Source organism: Ruegeria sp. H9, from assembly GCF_056532915.1.
Genome location: NZ_JBQFNX010000011.1, coordinates 2501 through 6043, shown reverse-complemented (window position 1 = coordinate 6043; position 3543 = coordinate 2501). Strand labels below are relative to the sequence as shown.

Sequence of the window (3543 nt, the reverse complement as noted above, 5' to 3'; positions counted from 1 at the left end):
TTGTAGTCTGCGCGGGCTGCTCTGGGATTTTCTAAAGTTGGTTGCGGGAGCAGGATTTGAACCTGCGACCTTCAGGTTATGAGCCTGACGAGCTACCGGGCTGCTCCATCCCGCGACACTTTAAGTGACCTATCGCTTACGCTACTTGAGGTCTTGTGTTGGTCTAGCGCCTATTCGGCTACTTGAGACCGGGTAGTGTTCTTTTCATCGTGTTAGAGAGATGTGGGCTTTTACTAGGTTTGGCGGTGACCTACTCTCCCGGGGCTTAAGCCCAAGTACCATTGGCGCGGCAGTGCTTAACTTCCGGGTTCGGGATGGGACCGGGTGTTTCACTTGCGCTATGACCACCAAACCGAGGAAAAGCCCATGTCGACTTTCCTGCGTTGCAAGAAAGCGACGAGGTGGCAGGCAGCGTCTTTTGCTTGCAAAAGGTGCGTTGCCACTCGGTTATATAATCAACCAACATCGCGGCTTGGCGCTGCGACGTTATCCAACTCAAGGTCAGTGTATGCTTTTGGTGATTTGTCTTTCCATTACTGGATCAAATCAAGCCTATCGGGCGATTAGTACCGGTCAACTGAACGCATTACTGCGCTTACATCTCCGGCCTATTGACGTGGTGGTCTTCCACGGCCCTCAGGGAGACCTTGTTTTGAGGGGGGCTTCCCGCTTAGATGCCTTCAGCGGTTATCCTGTCCGATCATAGCTACCCAGCACTGCCGTTGGCACGACAACTGGTCCACCAGTGGATCGTTCACCCCGGTCCTCTCGTACTAGGGGCAACTCCTCTCAAGTCTCCTACACCCACGGCAGATAGGGACCGAACTGTCTCACGACGTTCTAAACCCAGCTCACGTACCTCTTTAAACGGCGAACAGCCGTACCCTTGGGACCTGCTCCAGCCCCAGGATGAGATGAGCCGACATCGAGGTGCCAAACACTGCCGTCGATATGGACTCTTGGGCAGTATCAGCCTGTTATCCCCGGCGTACCTTTTATCCGTTGAGCGATGGCCCTTCCACTCGGGACCACCGGATCACTATGGCCGTCTTTCGACTCTGCTCGACTTGTCAGTCTTGCAGTCAGGCTGGCTTCTGCCATTGCACTCAACGAGCGATTTCCGACCGCTCTGAGCCAACCTTCGCGCGCCTCCGTTACGCTTTAGGAGGCGACCGCCCCAGTCAAACTACCCGCCACGCAGGGTCCCGGATCCGGATAACGGACCGCGGTTAGACATCAAGAGTGCGAAGGGTGGTATCTCAAGGGAGGCTCCACGGATACTTGCGTTTCCGCTTCAAAGCCTACCACCTATCCTGCACATCACAATCCTGATGCCAGTGCGAAGCTGTAGTAAAGGTGCACGGGGTCTTTCCGTCTAACCGCGGGAAGCCTGCATCTTGACAGGCAATTCAATTTCGCTGAGTCGATGTTGGAGACAGCGGGGAAGTCGTTACGCCATTCGTGCAGGTCGGAACTTACCCGACAAGGAATTTCGCTACCTTAGGACCGTTATAGTTACGGCCGCCGTTTACCTGGGCTTCAATTCAAGGCTCTCACCTCTCCTTTTAACCTTCAGGCACCGGGCAGGCGTCAGACCCTATACGTCGTCTTGCGACTTCGCAGAGCCCTGTGTTTTTAATAAACAGTCGCCACCCCCTGGTTTGTGCCCCCAGCCCCTAGTTGCCTAGGAACCGGGCCTCCTTCTCGCGAACTTACGGAGGTATTTTGCCGAGTTCCTTCAACATCGTTCTCTCAAGCGCCTTGGTATGCTCTACCAGTCCACCTGTGTCGGTTTAGGGTACGGTCTGATGGAGGGCTATTTCCAGGAACCACTCAGCAGCCCAATCAATCCGATAAGATTGAACTACACCTGTGATCCGTCACATCCTCCTGGCCTAGGAATATTAACCTAGTTCCCATCGCCTACGCCTTTCGGCCTCGGCTTAGGGGCCGGCTTACCCTGCTCAGATTAGCTTTAAGCAGGAACCCTTGGACTTTCGGCGAGAGTGTCTCTCACACTCTTTGTCGCTACTCATGTCATCATTCTCACTAGTGATCTCTCCACCGGATGGCTCACGCCCCGGCTTCATCGAAAGCACTTTATCTTGCGCTACCGCCTATTCGGCTACTTGAGCGCGATTGCTCGCACCAAATGACCGGCGATAATACAAGATAAGTGCTATGTCACACTACGCTCTGCTACCGATGCTTACGCATCCCTAGACTTCGGCTCATGGCTTGAGCCCCGTTACATCTTCGCCGCAGGACAACTTATTTAGACCAGTGAGCTGTTACGCTATCTTTAAAGGATGGCTGCTTCTAAGCCAACCTCCTGGTTGTTTTGGTCGTCCCACCTGCTTTCCCACTTAGCCATGAATTGGGGGCCTTAGTCGTAGGTCAGGGTTGTTTCCCTCTCCACTACGGACGTTAGCATCCGCAGTGTGTCTGCCATCTAGTACTCCCGGGTATTCGGAGTTTGGTTAGGATCAGTAAGCCTGTGGGGCCCCATTACCCATCCAGTGCTCTACCCCCCGGGGTATTCGGATGACGCTCTACCTAAATAGATTTCGCAGAGAACCAGCTATCTCCGAGTTTGATTGGCCTTTCACCCCTAGGCACAGCTCATCCCGATCCTTTTCAACGGATGTGGGTTCGGTCCTCCAGTAAGTGTTACCTTACCTTCAACCTGGCCATGCCTAGATCACTCGGTTTCGGGTCTGATCCCACGAACTCATTCGCCCTATTAAGACTCGCTTTCGCTACGCCTACACCTAACGGCTTAAGCTTGCTCGTAAGACCAAGTCGATGACCCATTATACAAAAGGTACGCCGTCAGATCTCGAGGATCCTCCGACTGATTGTAGGCGTTCGGTTTCAGGTACTGTTTCACTCCCCTCGTCGGGGTGCTTTTCACCTTTCCCTCACGGTACTGGTTCGCTATCGGTCAGCAAGGAGTACTTAGCCTTCGAAGGTGGTCCTCCGATCTTCAGACAGAATTTCACGTGTTCCGCCCTACTTAATACGTCCATCAAAGCTTCCTATACGGGGCTGTCACCCGCTATGGCCACGCTTCCCAACGTGTTCTAGTCACTTATCTGGCTCGGCTGGTCCCCGTTCGCTCGCCGCTACTAGGGGAGTATCAATTGATTTCCTTTCCTCCGGGTACTTAGATGTTTCAGTTCCCCGGGTTTGCTCTTAAAACCCTATGTATTCAGGTCTTAAGTACCTGTTTAAACCCCATATTGAGTATCAAAGATAACAATATGAAGCTTTCAGGTGGGTTGCCCCATTCAGAGATCCATGGATCAAAGCTTATTCTCAGCTCCCCATGGCTTATCGCAGAGTATCACGTCTTTCATCGCCTCTTGCTGCCAAGGCATTCACCAAACGCCCTTCTCGCGCTTGATTTGATCCAGAAAGAGAAAGACAGACGTCCTTCACGGCAGACCCAGCTGGTAACTAAAGGCCGCCTCTGTTTCTGAACCAAAAGCATACTTTCCCGCCTTCTATCCTGGAACCCATGCTGCCGATGTCGGTCGGCCC

Annotated in this window: 1 tRNA gene and 2 rRNA genes; all 3 read right to left on the bottom strand. The window is 53.2% G+C overall.

Going from position 1 to position 3543, the window contains the following annotated elements:
• Positions 1-38 precede the first annotated feature (38 nt).
• The 3 genes from ACR0CZ_RS20450 to ACR0CZ_RS20440 all read right to left on the bottom strand — a co-directional run bounded on the left by ACR0CZ_RS20450 (position 39) and on the right by ACR0CZ_RS20440 (position 3408).
• Positions 39-115: transfer RNA gene (locus tag ACR0CZ_RS20450), tRNA-Met, on the bottom strand.
• A gap of 122 nt (positions 116-237) precedes the next feature.
• Positions 238-352 (bottom strand): 5S ribosomal RNA (gene rrf, locus ACR0CZ_RS20445).
• 190 nt (positions 353-542) lie between these two features.
• Positions 543-3408, bottom strand: a 23S ribosomal RNA gene (locus tag ACR0CZ_RS20440).
• Between the last annotated feature and the right edge of the window lie 135 nt (positions 3409-3543).